The organism is Pseudooceanicola profundi (assembly GCF_050897955.1).
GTDB lineage: Bacteria > Pseudomonadota > Alphaproteobacteria > Rhodobacterales > Rhodobacteraceae > Pseudooceanicola.
Window position 1 is genome coordinate 1,491,934 of the sequence record NZ_JBPAXZ010000001.1, and the last position, 22,597, is coordinate 1,514,530.

18 protein-coding genes and 1 tRNA gene are annotated in these 22,597 nt (G+C 62.4%); 9 read left to right on the forward strand and 10 right to left on the reverse strand.

Annotation, left to right across the window (positions count from 1 at the left end; translation table 11 throughout):
• Positions 1–37: 37 nt before the first annotated feature.
• Together tuf and ACRARG_RS07510 are read right to left on the reverse strand one after the other, a co-directional pair.
• Positions 38–1,213, reverse strand: coding sequence for an elongation factor Tu (gene tuf / locus ACRARG_RS07505; protein WP_432689369.1), 1,176 nt, complete (start codon positions 1,211–1,213; stop codon positions 38–40).
• Positions 1,214–1,372: 159 nt separating this feature from the next.
• Positions 1,373–2,173 (reverse strand): hypothetical protein, encoded by an 801-nt coding sequence (locus ACRARG_RS07510; RefSeq protein ID WP_432689370.1) that lies wholly within the window; start codon positions 2,171–2,173, stop codon positions 1,373–1,375.
• Between the two features lie 134 nt (positions 2,174–2,307).
• Between ACRARG_RS07510 and ACRARG_RS07515 the strand changes: the two genes are divergently transcribed.
• Together ACRARG_RS07515 and ACRARG_RS07520 are read left to right on the forward strand one after the other, a co-directional pair.
• Positions 2,308–3,708, forward strand: a complete 1,401-nt coding sequence (locus tag ACRARG_RS07515; protein WP_432689371.1) for a cytochrome P450 — start codon at positions 2,308–2,310, stop codon at positions 3,706–3,708.
• 106 nt (positions 3,709–3,814) lie between these two features.
• Positions 3,815–5,629: a putative bifunctional diguanylate cyclase/phosphodiesterase gene (locus ACRARG_RS07520; protein ID WP_432689372.1), complete on the forward strand. Its 1,815-nt coding sequence runs from the start codon at positions 3,815–3,817 to the stop codon at positions 5,627–5,629.
• Here ACRARG_RS07520 and ACRARG_RS07525 read toward each other — a convergent pair.
• Entirely contained in the window at positions 5,608–7,758 is a 2,151-nt protein-coding gene (locus ACRARG_RS07525) for a two-component system sensor histidine kinase NtrB (protein WP_432689373.1), read from the reverse strand. The genes ACRARG_RS07520 and ACRARG_RS07525 overlap by 22 nt on opposite strands.
• A gap of 221 nt (positions 7,759–7,979) precedes the next feature.
• Positions 7,980–8,336: a response regulator gene (locus ACRARG_RS07530; RefSeq protein WP_432691332.1), complete on the reverse strand. Its 357-nt coding sequence runs from the start codon at positions 8,334–8,336 to the stop codon at positions 7,980–7,982.
• A gap of 88 nt (positions 8,337–8,424) precedes the next feature.
• On the opposite strand from ACRARG_RS07530, the gene ACRARG_RS07535 reads away from it, so the two are divergent.
• A complete protein-coding gene (locus ACRARG_RS07535; protein WP_432689374.1) occupies positions 8,425–11,007 on the forward strand; it encodes a chemotaxis protein CheB in 2,583 nt (860 codons plus the stop codon).
• A gap of 12 nt (positions 11,008–11,019) precedes the next feature.
• Here ACRARG_RS07535 and ACRARG_RS07540 read toward each other — a convergent pair whose 3' ends face one another.
• Positions 11,020–13,329 (reverse strand): DNA topoisomerase IV subunit A, encoded by a 2,310-nt coding sequence (locus tag ACRARG_RS07540; protein WP_432689375.1) that lies wholly within the window; start codon positions 13,327–13,329, stop codon positions 11,020–11,022.
• Between the two features lie 330 nt (positions 13,330–13,659).
• On the opposite strand from ACRARG_RS07540, the gene ACRARG_RS07545 reads away from it, so the two are divergent.
• From ACRARG_RS07545 to ACRARG_RS07560, 4 genes are all read left to right on the forward strand, one after another.
• Positions 13,660–14,034 carry an SH3 domain-containing protein gene (locus tag ACRARG_RS07545; RefSeq protein WP_432689376.1) on the forward strand — a complete coding sequence of 125 codons (375 nt, stop codon included), beginning with the start codon at positions 13,660–13,662 and terminating at the stop codon, positions 14,032–14,034.
• Positions 14,035–14,079: 45 nt separating this feature from the next.
• Positions 14,080–14,931, forward strand: coding sequence for an SDR family NAD(P)-dependent oxidoreductase (locus ACRARG_RS07550; protein WP_432689377.1), 852 nt, complete (start codon positions 14,080–14,082; stop codon positions 14,929–14,931).
• Between the two features lie 70 nt (positions 14,932–15,001).
• Positions 15,002–15,199, forward strand: coding sequence for a twin transmembrane helix small protein (locus ACRARG_RS07555; RefSeq protein ID WP_432689378.1), 198 nt, complete (start codon positions 15,002–15,004; stop codon positions 15,197–15,199).
• A gap of 2 nt (positions 15,200–15,201) precedes the next feature.
• Complete coding sequence (locus tag ACRARG_RS07560) at positions 15,202–15,774, forward strand: cob(I)yrinic acid a,c-diamide adenosyltransferase (RefSeq protein ID WP_432689379.1); 573 nt, start codon at positions 15,202–15,204, stop codon at positions 15,772–15,774.
• 7 nt (positions 15,775–15,781) lie between these two features.
• On the opposite strand, the gene ACRARG_RS07565 is transcribed toward ACRARG_RS07560, so the two are convergent.
• Positions 15,782–16,696: a GGDEF domain-containing protein gene (locus tag ACRARG_RS07565; protein ID WP_432689380.1), complete on the reverse strand. Its 915-nt coding sequence runs from the start codon at positions 16,694–16,696 to the stop codon at positions 15,782–15,784.
• Between the two features lie 240 nt (positions 16,697–16,936).
• Complete coding sequence (locus ACRARG_RS07570; RefSeq protein ID WP_432689381.1) at positions 16,937–17,923, reverse strand: 2-hydroxyacid dehydrogenase; 987 nt, start codon at positions 17,921–17,923, stop codon at positions 16,937–16,939.
• Between the two features lie 107 nt (positions 17,924–18,030).
• On the opposite strand from ACRARG_RS07570, the gene ACRARG_RS07575 reads away from it, so the two are divergent.
• Together ACRARG_RS07575 and ACRARG_RS07580 are read left to right on the forward strand one after the other, a co-directional pair.
• The gene (locus tag ACRARG_RS07575) at positions 18,031–18,729 is read left to right on the forward strand and encodes an SH3 domain-containing protein (RefSeq protein ID WP_432689382.1); all 699 of its coding nucleotides are present in this window, start codon (positions 18,031–18,033) and stop codon (positions 18,727–18,729) included.
• A gap of 123 nt (positions 18,730–18,852) precedes the next feature.
• Positions 18,853–18,927: transfer RNA gene (locus tag ACRARG_RS07580), tRNA-Gln, on the forward strand.
• Positions 18,928–19,193: 266 nt separating this feature from the next.
• On the opposite strand, the gene ACRARG_RS07585 is transcribed toward ACRARG_RS07580, so the two are convergent.
• From ACRARG_RS07585 to ACRARG_RS07595, 3 genes are all read right to left on the reverse strand, one after another.
• Entirely contained in the window at positions 19,194–19,625 is a 432-nt protein-coding gene (locus ACRARG_RS07585; RefSeq protein ID WP_432689383.1) for an acyl-CoA thioesterase, read from the reverse strand.
• Positions 19,625–20,779, reverse strand: a complete 1,155-nt coding sequence (locus ACRARG_RS07590) for an iron-containing alcohol dehydrogenase (protein ID WP_432689384.1) — start codon at positions 20,777–20,779, stop codon at positions 19,625–19,627. Before ACRARG_RS07590 ends, ACRARG_RS07585 begins: the two co-directional genes overlap by 1 nt.
• A 281-nt stretch (positions 20,780–21,060) precedes the next feature.
• Positions 21,061–22,584, reverse strand: coding sequence for a hypothetical protein (locus tag ACRARG_RS07595; RefSeq protein ID WP_432689385.1), 1,524 nt, complete (start codon positions 22,582–22,584; stop codon positions 21,061–21,063).
• Between the last annotated feature and the right edge of the window lie 13 nt (positions 22,585–22,597).

Here is a 22,597-nt window from a genome sequence, read left to right on the forward strand (position 1 = left end):
GCGTGTAGGATGGGTGCTCGGCACCCATCTCCCGAGATCACTCGAGGATTTTCGACACGACGCCAGACCCCACGGTCCGGCCGCCTTCGCGGATGGCGAAGCGCAGCGATTCTTCCATCGCGATCGGGGCGATCAGCTCAACCGTGAACTTCAGGTTGTCGCCGGGCATCACCATTTCGGTGCCCTCGGGCAGCTGAACCGTGCCGGTCACATCCGTCGTGCGGAAGTAGAACTGCGGGCGGTAGTTCGCGAAGAACGGCGTGTGACGGCCACCTTCATCCTTCGTCAGGATGTAGGCTTCGGCTTCGAACTTCGTGTGCGGCTTCACCGAACCCGGCTTGCACAGAACCTGACCGCGCTCGACCTGCTCGCGGTCGATACCACGCAGCAGCGCGCCGATGTTGTCGCCGGCTTCACCACGGTCCAGCAGCTTGCGGAACATTTCCACACCGGTGCAGGTCGTCTTCTGCGTGTCCTTGATGCCGACGATTTCAAGCTCGTCGCCAACGTTCACCACGCCACGCTCGACACGGCCGGTCACAACCGTGCCGCGGCCGGAGATCGAGAACACGTCTTCGATCGGCATCAGGAACGGCTGGTCAACGGCACGGGCCGGCTGCGGGATGTACTCGTCGACAGCCGCCATCAGCTCACGGATCTTGGTCTCGCCGATCGCGTCGTCACGGCCTTCCAGAGCGGCCAGGGCAGAGCCCGCGATGATCGGAATATCGTCGCCAGGATAGTCGTATTCGGTCAGCAGTTCGCGGACTTCCATCTCGACCAGTTCCAGCAGCTCTTCGTCATCCACCTGGTCGACCTTGTTCAGGAAGACGACCATGGCGGGGATGCCGACCTGACGGCCCAGCAGGATGTGCTCGCGGGTCTGCGGCATCGGGCCGTCAGCTGCGTTCACAACCAGGATCGCGCCGTCCATCTGCGCCGCACCGGTGATCATGTTCTTGACGTAGTCGGCGTGGCCGGGGCAGTCGACGTGCGCATAGTGACGGTTGTCCGTCTCGTATTCCACGTGTGCGGTCGAGATCGTGATGCCGCGGGCTTTCTCTTCCGGTGCACCGTCGATCTGGTCGTAGGCACGGAATTCACCGAAGAATTTCGTGATCGCCGCCGTCAGCGTCGTCTTGCCGTGGTCAACGTGACCGATCGTGCCGATGTTGCAGTGCGGCTTGCCGCGCTCAAACTTTTGCTTTGCCATACGTCTCAGGCGCCTCGTGATCTGGGGGGCCGCCCTCGGCCCGGTTCTACTCCGCGGGCGATTTAGAACCTTCCCGCAGGATTATCAAGCCATCTGCGACAGGTTGCGGTCAGCCTGGCCCCTTCTACGGGTCCAATGCGTCGCGGCGGCAGGGAAGCGTCAGCTCTCCGCCTCTTCGAGGACCCCGGCCTCCAGCTCTTCCACAACCGGGTCGGCTGCAGAGTCTGCAGCCCCGGGCACCACCGGCAGGCGCGTCTCTGCTGAGGTTTCCGCAGCACCTTCGGTGCCGGTGCCGGACGCAGCCTCATCGCCGCTGTCGCTCGGCGCGGCCGCCAGGGACTCCGCCAGCGCGTCATCAGATGTGGAGGCCTCTTCGGTCCCCGCCCCGGTCACGGCGGCAGCGGCGGCCGATGCCTCTGGCGCCTCCCCTATGCCGGGAAACCAGTCCGGGTTCGCGACCAGCCAGTTTTGGATCTGTTTCGCGGCATTGCGCGACAGGTTCACCATCTGCTCCTGCTTGGTCTTCGTCAGACCGGATCCCACGAGAGTGTCGCCGGAAAACGACTCGAACACTGTGAACTGCTTGGCCTGTTCATTCAGCTTCTTTCCCAGGGCATCGTCCCAGACGGTCGCCCGGATAATAAGGATGCTCTTGGGGGACACGACAATGGGCACCCCCGGCGGCGCGATGGAAAACCCTTCGACAGAGACACCAAGATGGTACAGACGGTCGCCTTCGTACCGGCCGAACCTTTCGGCGATGGCATCGGTCATGGCGGCGTGCCATTCCTCCTCGGTCGCATCGCGTGACAATCCGGCCTGCCGCATCTTGGAGGTGACCACGATATTGTGACCCAGACGGAAATTGCCCAGATCGACAGGAGGCTCACCCAGATCCCTGGAATTGGTGCAGGCAGCCACGGCCACCAGCAGGAACGCAGATAAGATAGTTCGGATCATCCAGTCCTCCTAGGCGCCTGCGCGCAATGCCGGCAAGGCATATCCCACCCTTGAGCGCGTTGCAAACCTTGGCCCTCACGCAAACGGGTCAGCGGCGTTATTGATCGCAGAGATGTGAGGGCCATATTTCATCCATGAGCTATCCTGTCACCGATACGATCACGGCGGCTCCGCCGCTGCCCCATCCGGTCAAGGCCGATCTCGTGACGCGACCGCTTGGCTTCTTTGGCAGCCTCCGCGCCGCACGCTCCAACCTGCTGGACATCATCCCGGAGCTGGCCGTGCGTCAGCCGATCGTTTCCGGCAAGACCGGCGCGCGCTGGCACATGATCATGGACCCCACCGCATTGCGCCGGGTGCTGCTGGAGCGGGTCGAGGATTATCCCAAATCCGTCGTGACAAAAAACCTGCTGCGGCCGGCCATCGGCAACAGCATGTTTGTCGCCGAGGGCGCGCATTGGCGCTGGCAGAGACGCGCAGCCGCACCGGCCTTTTCCCATCGCAACATCGCCAATCTGTCCCCGCTCATGACCGCCGCGGCAGAGGCGTGCAGCGATCGCCTGCACCTGTCCGGCCCCAAACGTGCCGTCGATATCTATCAGGAAATGGTGCGTGCCACCTTTCAGGTGATCACCGATGTCACCCTGTCGGGCGACGGTCAGTTCGACCAGGCGGCGATGCACCGGGCGATCGACGGCTACATCGATGCGGCCGGGCGCGTTTCCGTTTTGGATATGCTGGGCCTGCCGGGCTGGGTCCCCCGCCCCGGTCGCATGACATCGGGCGGGGCCGTCGCGCGGATGAAATCCGTGGCCGACACAGCGATTGCCAGCAGGCAGAGCGGAGGCCGGACCAGACCGGGCCCGCCGGACCTGCTCGATCTGCTGTTGGCGGGCGAAGATCCGGACACCGGCCGGCGCATGCGGACGGCCGAACTGCGCGACAACCTTCTGACGTTCATCGTCGCCGGACATGAGACAACGGCGCTCACCCTGGCATGGGCACTCTATCTGTGCGGCACGGCGCCCGACATCCAGACCGCCGCCGCGGAGGAGGCGGCAGACCGGCTGGGCGGACGGACCGCGACACAGGCCGATATCGCCGATCTGCCGCTGACGCGCGCCATTATCGACGAGGCGCTGCGCCTCTATCCCCCGGCCGGGCTGATATCGCGGACGGCACAATCCGCAGATACCCTCTGCGGCCGTGACATCCGGCCCGGCGATACGGTGATGATCCCGATCTATGCCCTGCACCGGAACCATCTGCTCTGGCAGGACCCTGACACATTCAGGCCGGAGCGATTTACCGGGGCATCGATCGACAGATACGCCTATCTGCCGTTTGGAGACGGCCCCCGCATATGTATCGGCGCGGGCTTTGCCATTCAGGAGGCGGTGATCATTCTGGCGACCCTGCTGTCCCGGTTCCGCTTTGCCGCGGTTCCGGGGCGCACGCCGAAGCCGGTGCTGATCCTGACCACACGGCCGGAAGGCGGGGTCTGGATGACGGCCCATCCAAGACCGGGAAATTGACCCGGAGATAACGTGCAATGCCCGGTTCAGGGCGCGCTGTTAATCGTTTGTTAATTCTTCATCACAAATGCTTTATGAAGACAGGGGAACAATTGGGGCTGCGGACGTGACCACGCAGGCGATGACCATGTTTGCCGATTCGCCGCGCGAATTGGACAAGGACCATTTTCTGGTCCTTCTCGAAGTGCTGCGCGAAACTGCCGTGAAAATGTCAGGCGCAACGGCGGCCGCCATTTACGTGCGGTCGCATCGCCAGAACAGCCAGAGCCCCGCCGCGTCCCTTGCCCCGGCAACCCCACTTGGCGCGGCGCTTCTTGCGCATTGCCGTCTGGCCTGCAAACGCGCGCATGGCGCCGGCCCGGCGCCGGCCGATATCGTGGAGCTGTCGCCGATCCAGGATGCAGGCCGGTCCTATTCCGTCTTCGCCCTGACCTTCACCCGTTCCACATCTGAAAGGCTGGGTGCTATTGCCTTCGCCTGGCCTGACACGGCCGCGCCGAATATCGCGATCCGCGATACCTGGCGCCTGATGGCCCAATGTGTGGAAACCCTGATCGTCGCCTCCGACAGTATCGCCGGGCTGGAACTGGATATACATGCGCTGAACGACCGCGCCTCTCGCCTGCAGCGGATGGCAGAGGTCGACCCGCTGACGAAACTGGAGAATGCGCCCTCCTTCAAGGAAAAGGCGCTGTCGCTGATCGAAACGAAATCGCCGCTGGCGATGGTGATGGTCGACATCGATCACTTCAAGCTCGTGAACGACCTCTATGGCCATCAGTTCGGGGATATGTACCTGAAAACGGTGTCCAAATCGTTCAGGTCCTCCTTCCCCGATACCAGCGTGATCGGGCGACTGGGCGGCGATGAATTCGGCATCATCTGTCACCTCCCCCCTTCCGGACGCTCCTACCTCGAAGGCCTGTTGTCGCGCTGTCGCAGTTCGGTTCAGAGGGCCTGCGCCCTGCTTGGCAAACCCGACCTCGGGCGGATCAGTATCGGGGCCAGCCAGTGTCCGGCCCACGGCGATGGATATGACGCCCTGTTCCAGTCCGCCGATGCCGCCCTCTATGCGGCCAAGGCATCCGGCCGGAGCGCCAGCGTGATTTTCCACCCCAGCAGGCACGACCGCTACAACAATGCCGAACTTGGCAAGAAATTCCGCGCCGCGCTGAAAGAAGACCGGATCCTTCCCTATTTTCAGCCGGTCATCAATCTGCACAACGGGCAGTGCGAAGGCTTTGAAGTACTGGCGCGCTGGCGCACGGCTGATGGGGCGCTGCAGGGGCCAAGCGAATTTGGCGCCGTCTTCCGCGACCATACCCTGGCAGAAACCCTGACCCGCACCATCATGAGCCGTGCCTTTGCGGACTATATGCAGCATATCGCGCCGCGCGGCCGGCCGCTGAAACTGGCGCTCAATGTCACGCATTTCGACCTGATGAACCCCGAATTCGCCTTCGAGGTGCAGTCGGCCGTCTACGACAGCGGATTGAGCTGGACGACGCTGGTGATCGAAGTGACCGAACAGATCATGCTGGGCGAAACCAACGGTCAGGTCTTTCGCTCCCTGAATGAACTCCGGGCGCGCGGGGCGAACATCGCGCTCGACGATTTCGGCACCGGATACGGCGGCCTGCGCCATCTGGCCGACTGGCCGATTGACGCTTTGAAAATTGACAAGTTCTTTGTCGACGGACTGCATGCCGGCAATCGCGACCGCGCCGTCGTCGAGGCGATCATGGCCATGGCGCGTAAGCTTGGATACCGGGTGATCGCCGAGGGGATCGAGCGTGAGTCACAGGTCGGTCTGCTTCGGGAACTGGGATGCGACGCAGGCCAGGGCTACGCCTTGGCCAAACCCATCGCGGGCAGTGAGCTGGACCAAGCCCGTGACGTCTACGTTTTGCCCACCGGCTGATCCCGGCCTGTCGCGACCAGGATGGAATTGGCCAGAAACCGCAGATTAACCGGTTTTCGCAGCCAGATTCCAGGAACCCGATTTTGCTCTTCCACCATGCTCTCGGCATATCCGGACTGGTACATCACGGGCAGCCCCGGACACAGCCGCACGGCCTCTCTCGCCAGCGCTATCCCGTCCATCGACCCGGGCAGCACGTAATCGGTGAGCAACAGATCCGGGATCATACCCGAGCGCAGGCGCTCCAGCGCCCTGGACGCCGACACCTCCCGGCTGACCTCTGCGCCCAGCATTTCGAGCATGTCCGCAAGCAAAATTTTGAATTCCGGGTCGTCTTCTACAACAAGCAGGCACAGCCCGTCCAGGCGGGGCACCTCTGTTGTGTCCCCCCCGTCGCGCGCGCCCTGCAGTCCCGTGTCTGCGCTCGATATCGGCAACCACAGGCGGACGCACAGCCCGCCTTCCGCAGCTGCCTCAAGATCGAGCCTGCCGCCCACGCGTTGCGCCAGACCGTCGACGATCGCCAGTCCCAGCCCCGTTCCTCCGACATCGCGACGGGTGGAAAAAAACGGTTCTCGCGCGCGCTCCAGTACGTTGTCGCTCATGCCGGGCCCGTTGTCTTCGACACTCAGGACCCCCCAGTCGCCGTCCACCCAGGCGCGCACTGTCACCTCTCCACCCTCCCCCGCCGCGCTCTCTCCAATAGCATTCCGCGCGTTCAAAATGAGGTTGAGGATCGCGAGGTCGAGCTCACTCTGCGTTCCGCGCACTGGCAGCGGCTGGTCCGGCACCTTGCAAACCAGCGATATATCGGGCGGCATGGCCTTCAGAGCCAGGTCGCCGCCGGCCTTGATCGCCTGCGTCAGATCTCCGTTACCGCCGGAACCCTCCTGAACCCGGCTCATGTCCAGCATCCGGTCTGCCAGTCGCGCACCCCGATCTGACGCCGTTCGAATGGCCGATTGTGTCGCCTCGGCGCCTTTGCCCTCCAACAGGTCGGCGCCGTCCATGGCCAGACGGATCACACCAAAGATATTGGCCAGTTCATGCGCGACCCCGCCCACGACCTGACGGACCGCATTGACCCTTTCGACCATCAGCATCCGGCTGTGCAGCCCCCAGATCTCCGTCACCTCATGGATCGCCAGCACGATATGGCCGGGAAGTTCCTCCTCCGGCGCATATCGATCGAAGCGGAGCACGCGTTCCTGACCGGCCTCATCCATCCAGCCACACAGCGCCCCCGTCTCACCGGCAAGGGCGCGCCGATAAGGATGGTCGTCCCCCGTGAGCGGTGCCCGGTCATCCAGTCGGTGCACCCGCATCCCTTGCAGCCGCACCGCCAGATCGGGCGCCTGCCCGAACCTGCGTTCCGCCGCCGCATTGGCAAAAATCACCTCCTGCCGGGGGTCGATCACGAGAACGGCCAAATCCAGCCCCGACAACACCGCCCGCATGCGTCGCAGCGCCATATCCGAAAGATGTGACAGGTGGTTCTGATGCGCGGCATCAATCAAAAGCACCATGACAAGCAGAAAAACGATGGCCGAGGCAAACAGCATCATGGCGACGCCGGCGCTCATGTAGGATCTTTCGATGGACACGACCGCGATCGCAAGGGCGCCACCGGTTGCCCCCAGAAGCAGCGGCATCCGCCGACGTGCAGACCGGCTTCCCGGCCCATCCCCGAAGAGCGGCGAAATCCAGCTGGACACAGGATGCGCAAAGGCCATCGAAAGCCCCATCAAAACGATACAAATGCTGGTCAGCAGCGACAGACCCGCAAAGGCCTGCCCCTCTTGCAGGACCTCCACGCCGATCGCGTAGCTCCCGCAGCCCGCAAATCCGATCAGGCAGGACAAAGCCGAGAGAAGCGAATGCAGCCGGCGACGCAGCAGCCGGTGCCAGACGACCGAGATCTGGGCACCCGCCAGCAAACCAAGGGCGAGCATCGTCGCCACGGAAACGCGTTGCGATGGCGCTCCGGTAAAATCATGGGTCAGGATCCCGACAAGGATCGTAACCGCGACAGTCGCCAAGACGAAAACCGGAACGGCACGCCTGCGTGTCATCCCTGTCAGCTGCGACAGCGCCAGCCCAAGGAATGCGACCGCCGTTGTCGGCACCATGGCCGGAAAATCCTCGGACAAACGTATCGCTGTATTGATATGCAATGCCCAGCCCAGTCCCAGATTGCCGACTGCAATGCAAATGACCAGGACGCAGCACGCCCGGGATATGTCGCGGGGACCGGGCACAAAGCTGCGAACTTGATGTGGGGTATCGCGCCCGACTACCAAAGCCCCCCTGGGTTCACCGAGGGCACCTCTGGTATACCGGCCGCCCCGCCTCATGTTTGGGTCAACGCCAGAATGACATTGTTAATCTCGTAGAGCGACGCAGATTTTCTGACCCGCGCCTGCGCGAGCGCGAACCCTTCCTGAAACAATGGGCTCAGGATCACGCCTGAAACACCGGAAATGATCACGATTGGCGTCGTACGGTCGATTTTCCGGATCTCATGCACCAGCGTTAAGGCGCCGCCGCCCCGCATTACAACATCAAGAAAAATGATCTCCGGCGCGGCTTCCGCCATTTGCTCCATTGCCGCATCAGCCTGTGACGCAGATGACACCTGATGCCCCAGTGCCTCCAGCCCGCTACGGAAAACGTTAACGTACTCCTCGCTGTCGTCGACAATCAACACTCTTGCCAAACTCTGTCTCCATCCCTTTACTGGCCAAAAGCTCACATACGTCAATGCCGTTAAACAACACGGTATAGCAAGGTGACAAATGGTTAACGAATCTCGGTCGAGTACACGCGACATACCACTTATCGCACTGGGTGCGTCGGCCGGCGGGTTGGAACCGCTAGAAAATTTCTTTAATTCTGTAAGTAATGAAACGAATTGGTGCTTCGTCGTTATCCAGCACCTCTCTCCCGATTACCGATCCATGATGAAAAGCCTGCTGGAGCGCCAGACGCACCTTCGCATCCGCCATGTCGAAGAGGGGCTCGAAGTAGAGCGGAACACCGTTTACCTCAACAAACCAAGCGAATTCGTAAAGTTGTCCGATGGAAAATTCTCCATCAACGCCTACGAAAAAGGGAACGATCTCCCCCACCTCCCAATCGATTACTTCATGCGGTCGATCTGCGACAGAAACCCTGCAAAAACCGTCGGTATTATTATGTCCGGGTCTGGGTCGGATGGGAAACAGGGTGCGATAGCCCTGCATTCGGCAGGCGCTACAGTTCTTGTTCAGACACCTCAAGAAGCCGATTTTGACTCCATGCCGCAAGCCGTTCTTAAGGCAGGTGCCGTAGACCGGATTTTGCCGGCATCCGAAATGCCCAAAGTGATTGACGAGATATTCAAGCACGGCAAGGAACAATCCAATCAATACTCTGAACTGACGACCCAGATGTCAAAAGAGGTTCAGGAAATTCTGAAACGGCATACCGGAATAGATTTCGGAGCCTATAAACCAGATCTCGTGCAACGCCGAATAGAGCGACGGCAACAGCTTTACGGCTTTCACAGCATCGAAGAATATCGAGAGCTTTTGACTGCCAATCCCAATGCGATCGACGAGCTGTATCAGGATCTTCTGATCGGCGTTACACAATTCTACCGAAATCCCGATGCAATCGCGGCGTTGAGAACCAGCGCTCTGGATGTTCTGGTCAGAGAAAAATCCGGAGAGGACCCAATTCGCGTCTGGGTCCCGGCCTGCGCCAGCGGAGAAGAAGCCTATTCTATCGCGATCGAACTGAGCGAAGCCATGCGCGTGGCGGGCTCGGACGGACGGTTCCGCGTCATTGCAACGGACGTGCACCGCCGGTCTATCGATATCGCCTCGGCCGGTGTCTATACCGAGGAATCCCTGTCAAAAATGGACCCGAGCCTGCGCGACAGATATTTTCACCGCAGCCAGGGCAATTATCTCGTCGATCCGGTTTTGCGGCAGAAACTGATTTTTTCGGTGCATGATTCGCTCAGCGATCCACCCTTCATGCATCTCGATCTGATCTCCTGTCGGAACCTGCTGATCTACCTGAATTCCGAACCCCGCGCCCGCATGATCTCCATGTTCATGTTTGGTCTGAAGAAAAACGGATTTCTATTGCTCGGCCCCTCCGAAACGCTGGGCCCGCACAGCGAGGAATTCGCAACCGTCAATCAACGCTGGCGGCTTTATCGCAAGGCATCGTCCAGAACCGGCATCGACCGGTCACTGCTGGCAGAGCGCCATCGCCCGGCGCCCCGCCCGGACACCAGCAAACAGGCCTATATGGATTTACGCAGACCGACCGTCCCGGCGATCATCGACAAGGTCGACATGCGCAGCCGCGATACGCTGATCAAAGGCTATGATGCGCTGCTCAAACGCTACGCGCCGTCCTCGATCCTGATCTCGGCAGATGGGCGCGTGCTCAGCTGGTTCGGTGCGGCCAGCGTTTTCATCGACACGATGAACAACCTCGCGGACTGGACGGTTGAGGATATCGTGCATCCGGCGCTTCATTTTTCGATCAACGTCGGCATCGAAAAGCTGCGCCAGAACAAGATGGAAAGCTATGTTCGTCGGGTTAAGGTCGAATTCGACGGCGATCAGGTGCACTACTGCAGCCTGAAGATTGAACCGCTTGAACGCGTGTCTTCCGTGCGGTTTCTGCTTGTTTCCATCAAACTGGAACAGGACGACGACTCCGGCGGAGAGAGCGATGGCGAACTCGTTCCGATCGTCGCGGCCGGCGACGATGCCACCTTCCTGTCACGCCGTATTTCCGAACTGGAACGGGACCTCCGCCTGACGGAGGAAACATTGCAGCAGGTCACCGAAAGGCTTGAGGCCAGCGGAGAGGAGCTGCAGGCGTCCAACGAAGAACTGCAGGCCTCCAACGAGGAACTTCAAGCCTCCAACGAAGAACTCCAGAGCTCGAACGAGGAACTCCACGCCGTCAACGAAGAGCTGGTGACAGTGACCGCCGAACACGAGCAGAAGATCGAGGAGCTTTCGGACCTGAATTCGAACACCGACCTTGTTCTGCGCCTTCTCAGCGTCGGGGTGATTGTCGTCGACAGTGGCCGCCGCATCCGGCGGTTCTCGGAACTGATCGGTCAGGAATTCCAGATGCAGGACCACGACATCAACAGGTCGCTCGATGTCGTGGGACCCCGTTTCGATTTTGTCGAACTCACCAAACTGATCGACGATACGATAACCGCAAATGAAAACCGCAGGGCATCGGGCCCCTATGGCCGCCACCACCTGACCATCGACTGCCACCCGGTTCCACCGCGTGACGCCGAAGATGAGAGCATCGGCGCCGTTCTGATTTTCAAAGGCTTTTCAGTCGAGGCGGATTAAGCCAAGGCCGCCTCAGGTGAACTTATTGTCCCGTGGGAAGCCGCGCGGTGCCATGCGCCCGGCCGTGGCCCGTTTGGCGACCCATTCGGTCAGATCATGTTCCGTCCGGGTCCGCCCCGCCGGATCATGCCAGCTCAGCCCCTCGGACAGCGTCAGCGTGGTCACATCGGACAGACCGCCATCCTTGTATTTCTGCAGCCGGACGCCCTTGCCCCGGCCCATCTCCGGCAGCTCGTCCAGCATGAAGACCAGCACCTTGCGGTTGTCGCCCACCACGGCCACGGCATCGCCCGACACCTTGCGGCAGATCGTGGCGCGCACCTGATCCTTGACGTTCAGCACCTGCTTGCCGGCGCGTGTCTGCGCCAGAACCTCGTCCTCTGCCACGACAAAACCGTCCCCGGCCGACGAGGCCACGATCAGCTTCTCGCCCGGGCGGTGGATCAGGATATCCACGATCTCCGCCTCGTTGGGCAGATCGACCATCAGGCGCAGCGGTTCGCCCGTGCCCCGCCCGCCGGGCAGGTTGGCAGCGGACAGCGTATAGAACCGCCCATTGGAGGCGAAGACCAGTAGCCGGTCCGTCGTCTCCGCATGGAAGATGAACCGGCCTTCGTCGCCATCCTTGAACTTGAGCTGCTGCGTCAGGTCGATATGACCGCGCATCGCCCGGATCCAGCCCATCTTGGAACAGACGACCGTCACCGGCTCCCGTTCGATCATGGCCTCCAGCGGCACGTCCTCGACCTCTGCCGCCTCTTCGATCAGCGTACGCCGCGCGCCGCCCTCGGATTTGGCACCGAAGTTCTTCTTCACCTCGCGGACCTGATCGGCAATCCGGTCCCACTGCAGGCTGTCGCTGTCCAGCAGATCCTCAAGACCCGCGCGCTCTTCCATCAGCGCGTCACGCTCGCGGATCAGCTCCATCTCTTCCAGGCGCCGCAGGGACCGCAGGCGCATATTCAGGATCGCCTCCGCCTGCACCGGCGTCAGCTCCCCTTCCGCATCCAGACCGATGGGGCTGACATAATCCGCTTCCGACGTGGCGCGGGGCCGCGAGACGGACCAGTCTTCGGCCATCAGCGCGGCCTTGGGGTCGTCGTCATAACGGATGATGTCGATCACCCGGTCGAGGTTCAGGAAGGCGATGATAAAGCCTTCCAGCACTTCCAGCCGGTGGTCGATCTTTTCCATCCGGTGGGTGGAGCGCCGGATCAGCACCTCCCGCCGGTGATCGAGGAAGGCGCGTAGCACCTCTTTCAGCGAACAGACCTTGGGGGTCACGCCGTCGATCAGCACGTTCATGTTCAGGCTGAACCGCACTTCCAGATCGGAATTGCGGAAGAGCATGTTCATCAGCACGTCCGGGTCGACGGCCTTCGACCGCGGCTCCAGCACCATGCGCACGTCATCCGCGCTCTCGTCGCGGATATCGGCGAGGATCGGCACCTTCTTGGTCTGGATCAGATCGGCGATGCGTTCGATCAGCTTGGATTTCTGCACCTGATAGGGGATCTCGGTGACCACGATCTGCCAGGTGCCCCGGCCCAGATCCTCCGTCTCCCATTTCGCGCGCAGGCGGAACGACCCGCGCCCGGTGCGATAGGTCTCCGCGATCGAGTCGCGCGGTTCGACCAGCACGCCGCCTGTCGGGAAATCCGGCCCCGGCACGTAGTTCAGCAGCGTCTCGTCCCGCGCATCCGGCGTCTTGATCAGATGCAAGCAGGCATTGCAGAGCTCGTCGATGTTATGCGGCGGGATGTTCGTCGCCATGCCGACAGCGATGCCCGAGGCGCCATTGGCCAGCAGGTTCGGAATGGCGGCGGGCAGCACCACAGGCTCCGTGAGCGTGCCGTCGTAATTGTCCCGGTAATCGACGGCATTCTCGTCCAGCCCCTCCATCATCGCCTCGGCGATGGCGGTCAGGCGGGCCTCTGTATAGCGCGACGCAGCCGGGTTATCCCCGTCGATATTGCCGAAATTCCCCTGCCCGTCGACCAGCGGATACCGGACGTTGAAATCCTGGGCGAGCCGGGCCATCGCGTCATAGATCGCCTGATCGCCATGCGGGTGATAATTGCCCATCACATCGCCGGAGATCTTCGAGGATTTCCGGAATCGCCCGCTGGGCGACAGCCGCAGTTCGCGCATCGCATAGAGGATTCGGCGGTGCACCGGTTTCAGCCCGTCCCGCGCATCCGGCAGGGCCCGGTTCATGATCGTCGACAGCGCATAGGTCAGATAGCGGTCACCGATGGCGCGGGACAGCGGTTCGGCGCTCTCGGCACCGCCCATGTTGGGGTCGTCGATCATATCGCTCATAGATACTGTGTAGCCTGCACCGCAGAGATCGTAAAGATTGCTTTAATGTCACGCCGGCGCGTTTTGCCGGAAGAACATGCATCGTGCCGCACACCGAATCGAAGTAAATTGAAACTACAGCGATGCGAGTGCGTTGGCATGATCTAGCCACATGGGAATTGGACGATGAATAAATTTGTATTTCTAACATTTATCTTTATGGGCTGGGCGTTTTACGAAATGAGTGGCGGGGCCGATTTTGAACCCGCAGGCGGCGTGGAAACAGCGGATGCACAGGATAGCGTCTCCGCTCAACCCGCGCAGATCGCGTCTTTGCAGCCGGCCGCGTCCGTGACCCGTCCGGAAACGACAGCCGCGCCCGAAGTGACCCGCGCCTCTTTTTCCAGCCTTGAAGTGTCGCCACGCGAACCGGATGAGACAGAGCTGGCCGCGGTAGACCCCGCGGTGCTCGCGGCCTTCGCAACGCCGCCGCAGCCTGCGCCGACAGCCGAAAACGCCTTTACTGACATCCGTGAAGTCACCGGCAACCGCGTCAATATGCGGAACGGCCCCGGCACCAACTACGCCATTGTCGACCGCCTGACCCGCGGTCAGGAGGTCGAAGTTCTGTCAGAACCGGGCAATGGCTGGCTCGAACTGCGGGTAAACGACACAGGTCAGGTTGGCTGGATGGCCGATTTCCTCGTCACCGCCTCGTCAGAGTGAGCACCCGATCAGCGAAACCCGGGCCGGGGCACCCATGCAGAACGTTTGGATAAGCGTCTGAAACCGGTCTCAAAAGGCTCCGTTCTTATCACCGGCTGTTCCTCCGGGATCGGCTATGCTGCCGCGCATGGATTGTCTCAGGCCGGGTGGCAGGTCTTTGCAACATGCCGCAAGCAGACCGATGTCGAAAAACTGCAGGACGAGGGCCTGACGGCGTTTCAGCTCGACTATTGCGACCCGGCCTCCATGCAGACCGCGCTTGACCACGTGCTCACGGCAACCGGGGGCACGCTGTCCGCGCTTTATAACAACGGCGCCGTGGCCCTGCCCGGCGCAAACGAAGACTTGCCTGTCGACGGGCTGCGCCATGTATTTGAGACCAACCTCTTTGGCCCGCATGAATTGACCCGGCAGGTTCTGCCTGTCATGCGCCGGCAGGGATATGGCCGCATCGTCAACTGCTCCTCGGTGCTTGGCCTTGTGGCCGCCCCCTGGCGCTCCGCCTATGTCGCCTCGAAATTCGCGATGGAAGGCCTGACCGATACGCTGCGGATCGAGATGCGCGACACCCCCATCCATGTCATTCTGCTGGAGCCGGGCCCGATCACCTCTCGCATTCGCGCCAACAGCCAGCCGCTGTTCGAGCGGTTCATCGACTGGCAGGCGTCGCCCCGCGCCGCGCAATATGCCGCAAAATTACGTCCGCGCCTGTACAAACCCGAAGGCCGCGACCCATTCGAGCTTCCGGCCTCGGCCGTGGCCGAAACGCTGCGCCGCGCTCTTGAAGCGCGCCGCCCCAGGCCGCGCTACCGCGTGACGGTGCCGACCACCGCGATGGCACTGGCGCGCCGGCTTCTGCCGACAACGGCACTGGACGCGATTCTCAGCCGCGGATGAGATGCGCCGATATGGCCGCTTCGCTTTTGCCGGGGGGCGGGCTACATCTAGACGGGAAAGGAACCCGCCCATGTTACATGACCCGCTGTTCATCGTTGTCGCCATCGCAGTGCTTCTCGTCGCCGGAATTCTGCTGTTCGGGATTGGCGGCTTTGCGGCCGGGGTCGGTGGCAAACGCGCCAATAAAGTCATGCAGCTGCGGATCATCGCGCAATTCGTGGCGGTCCTGCTGATCCTTCTCTTCGTCTGGCTGCGCGGCGGGAGCTGAGTATGGTCGTCCTGTCAAAGATTTACACCCGTACCGGCGATGCCGGCGACACAGCGCTCGGCGACGGATCGCGGGTTGCCAAACCCTCCGCCCGGGTCGAAGCCTACGGCACGGTCGACGAAACGAACGCGACGGTTGGCATTGCCCGCTTGCATGCCGACCCGGCTCTCGACGCCGCGCTCATGCGGATCCAGAATGACCTCTTCGACCTCGGTGCAGACCTTTGCCGCCCGGATCACGACAATGATGCAACAGCCGAATATCCGCCGCTGCGGATGGTCCCCTCCCAGGTGGACCGGCTTGAACACGAAATCGACGAAATGAACGGCCACCTGACCCCTTTGCGCAGCTTCGTGCTGCCCGGAGGCAGCCCAGCAGCCGCCCATCTGCATCTGTGCCGGACCGTCTCGCGCCGGGCAGAGCGTCACGCTGTCGCCCTGCTGCAGTCGGAAGGCTGCAACCCGGTGGCGGTCAAATATCTGAACCGTCTTTCGGACTGGTTTTTCGTGGCCAGCCGAATTGCCAATGACAACGGTCAGAAAGATGTGCTCTGGGTTCCGGGCAACAACCGGTAACGCAGGTTCAGGCCAACTGCAGCTGCGCCACCTCCTCGCCCCTGCAGCCTGACCGGGATTTGTCCTGGTACATCCGGGCATCGGCCAGACAGATCAGATCGTGCAGCGACCGTCCCTCCTCTGGATAGCGCGCCACGCCGATTGCGGAGGCGACGATAAGGCTGGTTTCGAAACCGGTCTCTTCCGGTTCGAACTCGTATCGCATGATGGCCTGCAAACGCTCTACGATAACGGGCAACTCGTCGGCCGGGCAGTCCGGCATGAACACGGCGAATTCGTCTCCTCCCATCCGCCCGGTCAGGTCTCCCAACCGCACCGAGGCACGGAGTCTGCGGGACAGATTGGTCAGCACCCAGTCCCCTGACGCATGTCCAAGGCGGTCGTTGACCTGTTTGAACCCGTTCAGATCAAGGTACATGACTGTGCCGGACGACACCCGGCGCATCAGCTGTGCGGCTTCGGCCCGGAACCCGGTGGCGTTCAGCAGCCCCGTCATGGGGTCTGTCATCGACAGGCTGCGCCATCTTTCCGCTTCCTGCCGGAGCCTGTATTCCCGTTCCTTCTGCTCCTCCTCCGCCAGTTGCTGCACCCGGTCAGGCCCGCCCCTGACGCGTCGATCTTCCTGGAGCAGGACAAACGGCCCGCCATCGGCCGGCCGCCCGACCCGCCGGCAGGCAAAATGCACAGCCCGACCCGCACGGCTGACCGCGGTCGCAAAACGCAATTGCTGCGACGACAGAATATCCGGCACCTGCACCGCCAGCAGCTCCAGATTGGCGCCGTCCTGCGCCTGATCGCCCAGCCAGGCCCGCGCCGCAACGCTGAGGCCGCGCATCCCCCCCGCGGCATCGAGAAGGACAACAATTCCCGGCATGACCGCAACGGCGGCCGCAATCCCCTTTACGAAATCATCCTGCGGCACTGGTCCCCTCCAGCCTGGCTACGCCGCATGAATCGCCGCGACGCGCCGCCCGCGCGCGCGTCTCGAAACGTCATCGGTATCCTTGTAAAAAGCGGTATGGCGCCCATCAGGGCGCACGACAGAAGATCGGGTCCAAATTCGCGGCGCAAAGGTTCCTCCGGCGTTCGTCAGAACAGCCCCAAAGCCGGGCTGTTCCGCCGTTTTTGCACCAATGTCCGAATAAAAAGTGAACGTCTGACGTCAGAGCATTCCGGGCACGATCTGATCAGGCGGCCGATGCCCGTCGGCGAAGGTCTTGATATTGATGATGACTTTTTCGCCCATTTCGGTGCGGCCTTCGCGGGTGGCCGATCCCATATGCGGCAGCAGCACCACATTGGGCAGGTCTTTGAGCGCGGTCGTCGTTTCCTTACCGAATTCGTACACATCCAGCCCGGCGCCGGCGATCTCGCCCGCCTTCAGCATCCGGATCAGCGCATGTTCATCCAGAACCTCCCCGCGGGAGGTGTTGACGATAACTGCATCCGGTTTCATCAGCTTCAGCCGGCGCGCGTTCATCAGATGGAAGGTCGACGGCGTATGCGGGCAGTTGATCGACAGCACATCGACCCGCGCGATCATCTGGTCGAGGCTCTCCCAATAGGTCGCGTTCAGCTCCTGTTCGACATCCGCCCGCAATTGCCGGCGGTTAAAGTAATGAACCTGCATCCCAAAGGCGCTGGCGCGCCGCGCCACGGCCTGCCCGATCCGGCCCATTCCCAGGATACCCAACCGGCGTCCCGCGATGCGCCCGCCCAAGAGCGCCTTGGGGCTCCAGCCTTCCCAATTCGCCTGCTGCATCTCCGCCAGCCCCTCCGGGATGCGGCGGGTCACAGCCAGGATCAGCGCCATGGTCATATCGGCCGTATCGTCTGTGACCACACCGGGCGTATTCGACACCAGGATCCCCCGCGTCCGGCAGGTGGCCACATCGATATGGTCGACCCCTGCGCCGTAGTTGGCAATCAAACGCAGGTTCTCTCCCGCCTGCCCGATCAGGCCTGCGTCGATCTGGTCGCGCAGATTGGGCACAAGAACATCTGCGGTCTTAACGGCCTCTACCAGTTCGGCTTTTGTCATCGGGCGATCTGCCGGCCCCAAGGTGACATCGAACAGATCGGCCATGCGCGCCTCGATCCGCTCGGGCAAGCGTCGCGTAACGACAACACTCAGACGCCGATTTGCCATCCTGTCCTCCCTCGACTTCCATAGCTCCGCAATACGAGGCAAAGTGGCGGAAAGATCAGGGCGGCACAAGAACCCCCTCACAATTGGCAGAAATTTCGGGCGGCAGAATGAAAAATATCCGGATCAGCGGGCTTGTGCTTGCCCTGTCTATGCTCGGCAGCTACGGCCTGGCAAATCCGACGGATGAGGCAATCTCCTCCATTTCGCCGCCAGCCATCATTCCCCCCGCGCTTCTAACCGAAGCCTCTGCCTCCGTGCCTGTGCCGTCTCCCCAGCCCGAGCCCGCGCAGCAAACCGTTCTCGCCAGCGGCGAGGAAGCGGACCCGGCTGATGATCCGGCCGACGTCCATCCGGAAACGGCCCTGACGGGGTCAGAGGGCATCGGCCCGGTCACCAAGCTGCCCCTTCCGCGCTATGTCTCGCTGAAGGCATCGAAAGGCAACGTCCGCCGCGGCCCAAGCCGAACCCACCGGATCGACTGGGTCTTTACGCGCCGCAACATGCCGCTTCAGGTTACTGCGGAATATGGCCACTGGCGCCGCGTGCAGGACCAGGAAGGTGTTGGCGGCTGGATCCATCATTCCCTGATATCCGGTGTCCGAACCGTTCTGATCCGCACCGACATGCTGGAAATGCATGTTCGCCCGCAACAGATCAGCGCCACCACGGCCAAGCTTGAACTTGGCGTGATCGCAAGGCTCGACCGCTGCATGCCGGAATGGTGCCGGGTCTCCGTCGCTGGCTACAAAGGTTGGATTCCCCGCGACACGATCTGGGGCGTCGATCCGACCGAGACAGTCGACTAACGGCAGTGACCCGCCGGCGCCCGCGACCGGAGGGCGAATTGCAGATACCGGATCGACGCCAAAATTTTTGCCGGAAAAGGGCTTGAACCCTTGGTGCGACCAGAGTAATCAGCGCTCCACCGTTGGGGTGTAGCCAAGTGGTAAGGCAGCGGTTTTTGGTACCGTGTACCGTAGGTTCGAATCCTACCACCCCAGCCATGTTTTCCTTAAAATCGTAATGCGTTGGATGGTGCCCCATCCATGCCACGCCCGGCAGTTTCCCGCTGCCCTGCGTCACCTGGCGGCGCCCGCAGAAGCGGACCGAACCCTTCGATATTCAGCGGAGAATTGGTGGCCCTGTCTCCTCGGCGAAAAGTGATTTCTAAACCGCGCGCCAATGCACCGCAAACGTCCCGAGGCCGTGTTGTCCGGATTCACTCGCATCGTTTTCACGACGATCAGCACGCAGACCTGACCAATGTCGATCAGACGAGAAGCGTCTCAAACGCGGAACGGCGCGCGCCTTCGATGGCCACCGGGCGATGCGTCGCGCGATCGACATAGACATGCACAAAGAAACCTTCGGCTGCGGCCTCTTCCTCCTCATTGCGAAACAACCCGATCTCGAACCGGACGGAGGAGCTGCCGATCCGCGCGATGCGCAGACCGGCATGCACTGCATCGGGAAATTGCATTTCGGCGTAATATTTGCACCCCGTCTCGACAACCAGGCCATAGCTTTCGCTGGTGGCCGGATCGAGAAGCCCCTGTTCGATCAGCCAGGCATTTACCGAGGTGTCGAACAGGGAATAATGCACGACATTATTCATGTGCCCGTAGACGTCGTTATCCATCCAGCGGGTCTGCATCGGGCGAAAGATCACATAGTCAGACCGGCGGGGACGCGGCGCGGCCATTACCAGGCGGCCCGGTATATCGACAGCGCGTCAGCCTCGCTCACCGACCGCGGATTGTTCACCAGCAACCGCTGCTGAAGCATCGCGTCGCTGGCCATCTTCGCCAGCGCGCCCTCGGGTATGTCGACCTCGCGGAGCCGGGTCGGCATGTTCAGCGACTGCGCCAGCTCGGCCAGAGCGTCGATGAAGGCCGCGCAGCGCGTCTGCGCCCCCTCGACCTGTGCCAGCTCGGGAAAGGCATCCGCCGCGATCTCGGCATAGAGCGCATAGGCGTTCGGCGCGTTGAACCGCAGCACATGCGGCAGGACAAGCGCGTTCGACAGTCCGTGCGGCACGTGAAAGGTTCCGCCAATCGGATAGGCCAGCGCATGCACGGCCGCGACCGGCGAATTGGCAAAGGCCTGCCCGGCCAGCATCGATCCCAGCAGCATCGCGCCGCGCGCATCGACATTGCCGGGATCGGCCACAACCGTGCGGATATTCGCGCCCAGCAGCCGTAGCGCCTCGCGCGCCAGCATTTTGCTGAGCGGATTGTTGTTGGCATTGGCAGAGGCATAGGCCTCGATCGCATGCACCATGGCGTCCACACCTGTGGCGGCCGTGATGGAGGCGGGCAGGCCAAGCGTCAGATCCGCATCCAGAACCGCAATGTCCGGCAGGATCACCGGCGAAGACACACCGCGCTTTTCCTCTGCTCCAACCGTGATGATCGACACCGGCGTGACCTCGGACCCCGTTCCGGCGGTTGTTGGCACCAGAACCAGTGGCAGGCGCGGGCCGCGGGCCTGTCCGACGCCCCAGGCCGCGTCCAGATCCTCGCCCGAGCCCAGCAAAAGCGCGGCGATCTTGGCCACGTCCAGCGACGACCCGCCGCCAAAGCCCACAACCCCGGTGCAGCCTTTGCCCGCCTCAACCGCCTTCTCCAGCGTTGCACGGGACGGGTCCGCCTCGACCTGATCGTAAACGATGACCTCGTGCCCGGCCTCCTGCAGGGACGCCAGGCCCTTGTCGCACAGCCCCAGCTTACGCAGCCCCGGATCGGTGACGAACAATATCCGCTCCCCCAGAAGCGGGCCGGCGACATCGGCCAGCTCGGCAGACGCGCCGGGTCGAAACACAATGGATTTGGTCGTATTGAAATAAAACTGCTGCATGATCGAACCCCGGCCCCTCCTCCTGGCACCACATTCGCCGACGCATCGCGACCGGATATTCCGGTCCGACACGGGCCACAGGCAAATCGGTACCGCACAGAGCGGCCATGAGCAACTTTCAGACGAAACCCAACCGTGTCACCGCCTTGCTTCGCGGCCACCGGCAGGCCGCAATCCCTCCGGCGCCGCGCCGAATTGGCCGCCATGTCACAACCGAGGGCCGTGCACACCTCGCGCGGGGCGGGCACGGCGCCTTTGGTCTTCCGTCAGGTCTGTCGCACCTATCTGGCCGTCGCCTGTTCCAGCCCGGCGAGACTGCGGGCCCTGTTCGGCGATTGCGAAAGTGAAGCCTCGTAGGCCTCCGCCGCCCCGACCGGATCGCCCAGAACCAGCAACAAATCCCCCAGAAGCTCGCGTGCCGGCAGTACATGCCCGGGCGTGACCGGAGCCTTGCCCATGGCATCTTCCTTATCCGCCGCATCCCGCAACTGGGCGACGGCCTGTTCCGGATTGCCCTCCATAAATGCAAGCCAGGCAGAGATTGACCCGATTTGCCCGTCCGACAATGTCACCCAGTATCCCATGCCCCGTTCAGCCATGACAGCGCGCAGGCCGTTCAGTTCGGCAACGGCGGCCCGGGCGCCGTCCGGGTTTCCGGACCGGGCGGCGCCAAGTCCCTTGGCGAACCACCGCATAGCAACAGCCTGAGGGTAGCGGCCCCAAGTGATTGACGGGTTCATCTCGCTTGTCAGCGCCGCCGCGGCGGCCCAATTTTCGGTTTCCAGCGGCACGCGCGCGGGGGCGGCAGCCGTTGCATAGGCCGATCCGAACGTATCCTCCAGATTGGGGTGCCGCGCCAGATCCGCCAGCAGAGCCTCGGCTTTGCGCACATCACCGGCCTGGAGATGCGCGTAGACCGCATAGTCGATCGCATGCGGATAGTGGTCTGCGATCACATCGTCATGCAGCTGATCCAGCACGGCCGCAGCGCTGCGCGCGTTCCACTCGGCCGATTCCTGCCACAACCCCAGCCGGGTGAAAATATGCGAGGGCATATGAAGGGCATGTGGAACCTCGGGGGCGATCCTGTCGTAAGCGCGCGACACCTCCAGCCCCTTTCCGGCCAGAGCCGGATGATCATAGGCATGAATGGCGTAGTGATAGCCCGCAGGGTGGCGGGGCGCGGCCGCCCGCAACGCATCCATACGTGCGCCGGCGTCCATCAGCTCCGGCACAGCATCCGGCCCTCGTGGCGCCATGGTCAGCTGCGCCAGCGCATCAAAGGCGGCCGCATCTGGATCGTCCGGATAGGCATCGTCCAGGGTCCGCTGTTTCACCGCCCAGGCCGCCAGCCTTTCGCGGAACGTCAGGTCTTCGCCGGCGTAAAAAGCCGACATCGCATCGATATAGGCCTGTTCCCGCGCGGTTCCCGGCTCCAGGCCCTGCAGCCGCTGGACGGCCGCCTGGCCCGCCGCAGTTTCCGCGGGCGTTGGCCCGCCCGGCCACAGCGGATGAAACTTCGTCATCGCAATGCCCCATTGCGCCATGGCGCAGTCCGGATCCGCCTGGGCCGCCGCCTGAAACGCCCCATCGGCCTGCCGATACATCATATGATGAAGAAGCAGCAGACCGATGTCGAAGGCCGACTGCGCCTCGTCATTGCAGGAGATCGGAAAATTCACGTCGCCAAGCGTCGCGGGATCGAGCTCGCTGAGCATCGCATCCAGCGAATGGGCACCGACTGGCCCGGCAGCCAGACAGATCGCAGCGACTGGCGCCAGAATTCGGGTCGTCATGTTTGTCATCGGGGACCTCCGT